Origin of the sequence: Phenylobacterium sp., from assembly GCF_020402505.1 — a bacterium.
In the GTDB taxonomy this organism is placed as follows: Bacteria; Pseudomonadota; Alphaproteobacteria; order Caulobacterales; family Caulobacteraceae; genus Phenylobacterium.
This window is the reverse complement of sequence record NZ_JADBZL010000156.1, coordinates 1-4,284: the sequence shown is the minus strand read 5'-3', so window position 1 is coordinate 4,284 and position 4,284 is coordinate 1. Positions and strand designations below refer to the sequence as shown.

Genomic DNA, 4,284 nt, shown 5'->3' with positions numbered 1-4,284 from the left:
GTCGCCGCCCTGAGCTCAGCCCGCACCACCATGGGACAGGTCCACTCCGGCCTGGAGGAAGCCGCCCTGCGCCTGGGCATTCGCCCGCGGATGGTCGGGCCGTACAACAAGGATGCCTTCAAGCTTCAAGAGGACAATGATCAGCGCATCGTCGCCTGAACAGCCTCACCGCTTGTTAATGATTTTGGGGCTCTTCTCTCGCGGGAGGAGCCCCTTTTGATGCCACCCAGCAATGCCTTTCTGCTGCACCTGCTTACAGTACTTGTTGTCGCAATCCCGGCCTGGGCATTGTTTTCAGGCGGAAGGGCAGCAAGAATAGCCGCTATCGTATTCTCCCTCGCCACTATTGCATCTAAACTCGTGGAAATGAAAATGAATCCCAGCCAATCGGGAATTTTTTTCCTTTCTATTGATGGCTTTATGGCGTTAAGTTTCTTAGTAATTGCAATGGTGTACAGCCATCTCTGGATTGCACTTATGATGCTATCTGTTTCCCTACTTTTTTGTATTCACGCCTACTATCAAATCAATGACTTACAATTGGACCGCACATTCGCACTAGCAAGCAACCTAGCCACCGTCGTACTTCTTGTAAGCCTCGCCATCGGCGTCTGGACATCCCGACGGCGCACCACAGAGCACGCCTGAGCCCCACCTCCCCTTGCCCACCGGCCTAAACCGGCGGGCCACGCCACCCGAACGGGGCGCAGTCCATCTGCAAGGATGGGAGACATCACCGTCACCGCGATCCCTCGGCGGCCCGGGTCTTGGGGCCTCCGGATGACGCCTTCCCGGCCACGTGGCGGTCGGACCTGTCGCGGCGGTCTTGGGGGGCGGGGACATCAGACTGCTGACGCCGGAGCTGAGGTCATTGACCCTGTGATCTGCGCAGACGCCTCTCGGCGACAAAGAATGTCGCCAAGGCCAGGGTGAGGAGGATCGCACAGGTCAGCCCCAGGGCGGAATAACCCTGATCCGTGATGATCGTTCCGCCAATCCAGGGGCCGACGGAACCTCCCAGCAGGATGACGCCGCCAAGGCTGGCCGAGACCGAGCCGCCGGGATCGATCGCCGCACCCAGCCCCAGCGTATAGGTGATCGCAAAATAGAAGCTGAGGGTCAGCATCAACTGCATGGCGACATAGACCTCGGGCTGCCTGAAGGTCGTGATGACCCATCCGGAGAGCAGCTTCACGACGATCGCAGCGGTCACCGGGGCCAACCGCCCAAAGCGGCTGCCGATCAGGGCGGCGAGCAGTGCCCCGGCGATTCCGAAGAAGCCGCCGAGCGCCAGGACGGCGCTGGCGGCCTCGGGTTCAAGTCCGCTCCGCCTTCCGATCATCTCGGAGAAGCCGTAAATCGCCCCATCGCTGACATTCAGCAGGAAGGCCGAGATCAGCAGGGGCGCGGCGAGGGTCACGGAGCCCCCCGGTTGGCCGGCTGACACCCGGTGCGGCGCCGAGTTCGCCTTGTCCGGCAGGAGAAGAAGGATCGGACAGAGGATGCCGACATTCAGGGCCAGAAGCCCGAAAATCCCGGTGTAGCCGAAGAGACTCACAGCCACCGGCGTCGCAATCAGAGCCAGGGCGGAATAGGCCGTCGCCAGGGTTGCGGACAAGCCGTAGAGGCGATCCGGGTCAATGGAACGGGCGATGATCGCGTTGCCAGCGCCCACAGCCATTCCCGCTGCTGCGCCGGCCAGGATCCGGAACGGCCACAGGCCGGGGGGAGGGACCAGCAGGGCGGAGAGGTTGGCCACCAGGACCAGGCCGACGCTGGCAAGCAGGATATGGCTGAGCCGGACCCTCTCGATCAGAGGGGCGGACGCGATCGCGGCGAGGGCTGTCGCGAGCATTTCCAAGGTCACGTATCGGCCGGCATGAGCCTGGTCCAGGCCCAGACCCCCGGCCTCAGGCGCCGCCGTGTAGCCGCCGATCAGGCCTGGCGCGATCACCGACATGGTGATGCCGATGCCGCTGCAGGCCACAGCACACGCCAGAAACCGCCAGGTCGACCGGACGAAGTGCGAGATCGAAGCCTGCTGCTCCACTAGGAACACCCCGCGCCCATGACGCCCGCCGGAATTTCCTTGGACTGGCAGTGAACCGACCCCAGGGGAAAATCGCGAAAGTCGACCCCGACAACATTCTCGAACCCAACTGACCGGTAAATCTCGATCGCGCGTTCATCCTCCCGTGGATTGAAGAAGGGCAGGATCACCGTCTTGTTGACCGTGAGGCTGTTGACGTAACTCCAGAAATGCCCGCGCCCCTTCGGGGTCTGGGCGGCTGGCGCGCGAACGACGCGGTAGGGAGCGCCGCGGCTGGAAGGGGTTGCTGCGAGCCTGGCGGCGATGCTGTCGAAGTTCGACTTCCAGGGGTGGCCTGCGTCAACGTCAGCGACCAGGACGGTTCCGGGATCGACAAACTTCACGGCCATATCAATGTGGCCGGTGACTTCACCCTTGAGCGCCGGAAAGAGGATCAGGCGGTCGATCCCAAACCAATCCCGTACGATGTGTTCGATATCGGCGATGGTGCGCTCGGGATTGTGCACGAAGACACTGTCGAACATGACCATTGTGCCGGCGCCATCGGTCACAAGGTTGCCGCCTTCGATGATCAGCGGCAGGAAATGGAAGGGCAATCCGAAGGCGCGGGCGAGATCGACCTGGCTCGCATTGTCGTGCTTCTGGAAGTTATGCTCTGACGGCGTATAGGGCGTGGCCACAAGGGCGAACTGACCCTCCTTTGATTTCACAAAGTGCGGCCCGAAATCCCGAATCCAGACATCGTCGGTTGCGATCGGGAGGAAACGCGCATTTGCGGAGGGCGCGGCCGCCGCCATATAGGCTTTCACGATCCGCAACCAGGCGGTTGAGGGGGCCAGAATGACAGGCTGGGCCCCTGCTTCGGCGATAAGCGAGGCAAAACCCGCATGGTGGATCCAGCGCTCAGGATAGTTGATCGGCCAGCTCAGCAGAACGCCGTCGAGGGGTTCATGCTCTCCGGGCAGGGCGTATCCGGTGGGCGGCCGGGATCCGTAATGCGTCGCCGGCCCGAATTCCGGGATCTCGATCTCAGGGATTTCAGCAAGATCGACACCGGAACCGCTGAGCAGGGAGATCGAACCGCTCTGCCTCAGGAAGCCTGCTATCCTTCCGAAGTCCGTTTCGTTCCGCACGGGTGCAGTGGCCATGGGGTAGAGTCGCTTGAGCGCTTTCAGGGCCTCTTCGGACGTCGCCAGGCTGACCCTGTCCCGCAACCAGGGCGCTCCCTGGGTGATCAAGCGGAAGAAAGTCTCTCCGTTGTGCAAGTGAAATGGCGTCGTCGGAGCCATCTCGGCAAAGGTGTTCACGATCAGCCGCTTCAAGACGAACTGGATCGCCCGGGGGAGCAGGAGGAATCCGAAGAGCGCTCCCGCTGCGACTCCAACAATCAATGCGATCACGCGTGTTCTCCATGCAGGTCTTGATGCGCCGGGCTCGACGAATATCGGGTTCCGACCTTACGGGTGTCTTGGTCCGCCGGGCTCCCGCAAGCCGGGCGCCCCCTTGACGGGTGAGCCCGGGGATGGGTCACTCCGCCGCAAGGCTGAAGGGTAGCGCCTCAGCGCGGGAGGCATCCGGCCGGTGCTCCAGCACGGCGGGGTGACGATCAGGCGGTGTCTGTCCCTTCCGGTCGAAGACGCCCCTGAGATAGGTCTGCCATGCGCGGGAGTCGAAATCGGACGCATGCCTGTCCGAGGCGACGAAGCATATGCCGCCCGTCAGGTCCGGCGCCGATGATGCAGACCTTCGTATTCGACATGCAGCGCTCCGTATCCGCGGCTGGGTTGACGATGGCCTCTGGGCGGGCTCAATCTAAACACTGTTTAGACGGTAGACGTTGAGTCCGGGCGGGTCAAGACCCGGGAAGAGATCCGGGCCGGCGAAACGGCGAGGACGCTGGATTGCCGAAGCCAACGAAGCGCAGGGCGCGAGGAACGCCGAGCCTGCCCCCATGGCGGCGACTCCGACGACGATCCGTCGTCCGAACCCCACTTCCCCCTTGCCTTCCGGCCCAAACCGGCGTTTGTGCGCGACGGGCCACGCCCCCCCAACGGGGCGCAGTCCATCTGCAAGGATGGGAGACATCGCAATGACTACGATCCCGCGGCCGGCCGTGCGCCCGGCCCGTCCCGAGTTTTCTTCCGGCCCGTGCGCCAAGCGCCCCGGATGGACCCCCGAAGCCCTGAATGACGCCGTCCTCGGCCGCTCGCACCGGTCGAAGCCGGGCAAGGCGC

At 63.2% G+C, this 4,284-nt stretch carries 3 protein-coding genes and 1 pseudogene; 2 read left to right on the top strand and 2 right to left on the bottom strand.

Translation table 11 applies throughout. The features are described from left to right. The first annotated feature begins 219 nt into the window (after nucleotides 1-219). On the top strand, nucleotides 220-648 hold the full coding sequence (locus IM632_RS11255) for a hypothetical protein (protein ID WP_296503785.1): 429 nt from the start codon (nucleotides 220-222) through the stop codon (nucleotides 646-648). A 220-nt stretch (nucleotides 649-868) separates the two neighbouring features. Here the strand turns inward: IM632_RS11255 and IM632_RS11250 are convergent, their stop codons facing one another. After that, the gene (locus IM632_RS11250; protein ID WP_296552342.1) at nucleotides 869-2,050 is read right to left on the bottom strand and encodes an MFS transporter; all 1,182 of its coding nucleotides are present in this window, start codon (nucleotides 2,048-2,050) and stop codon (nucleotides 869-871) included. Continuing rightward, nucleotides 2,050-3,450: an agmatine deiminase family protein gene (locus IM632_RS11245; protein ID WP_296552340.1), complete on the bottom strand. Its 1,401-nt coding sequence runs from the start codon at nucleotides 3,448-3,450 to the stop codon at nucleotides 2,050-2,052. Before IM632_RS11245 ends, IM632_RS11250 begins: the two co-directional genes overlap by 1 nt. Before the next feature lie 689 nt (nucleotides 3,451-4,139). On the opposite strand from IM632_RS11245, the pseudogene IM632_RS11240 reads away from it, so the two are divergent. Continuing rightward, nucleotides 4,140-4,284, top strand: a pseudogene (locus IM632_RS11240) (phosphoserine aminotransferase); the annotation flags it as partial.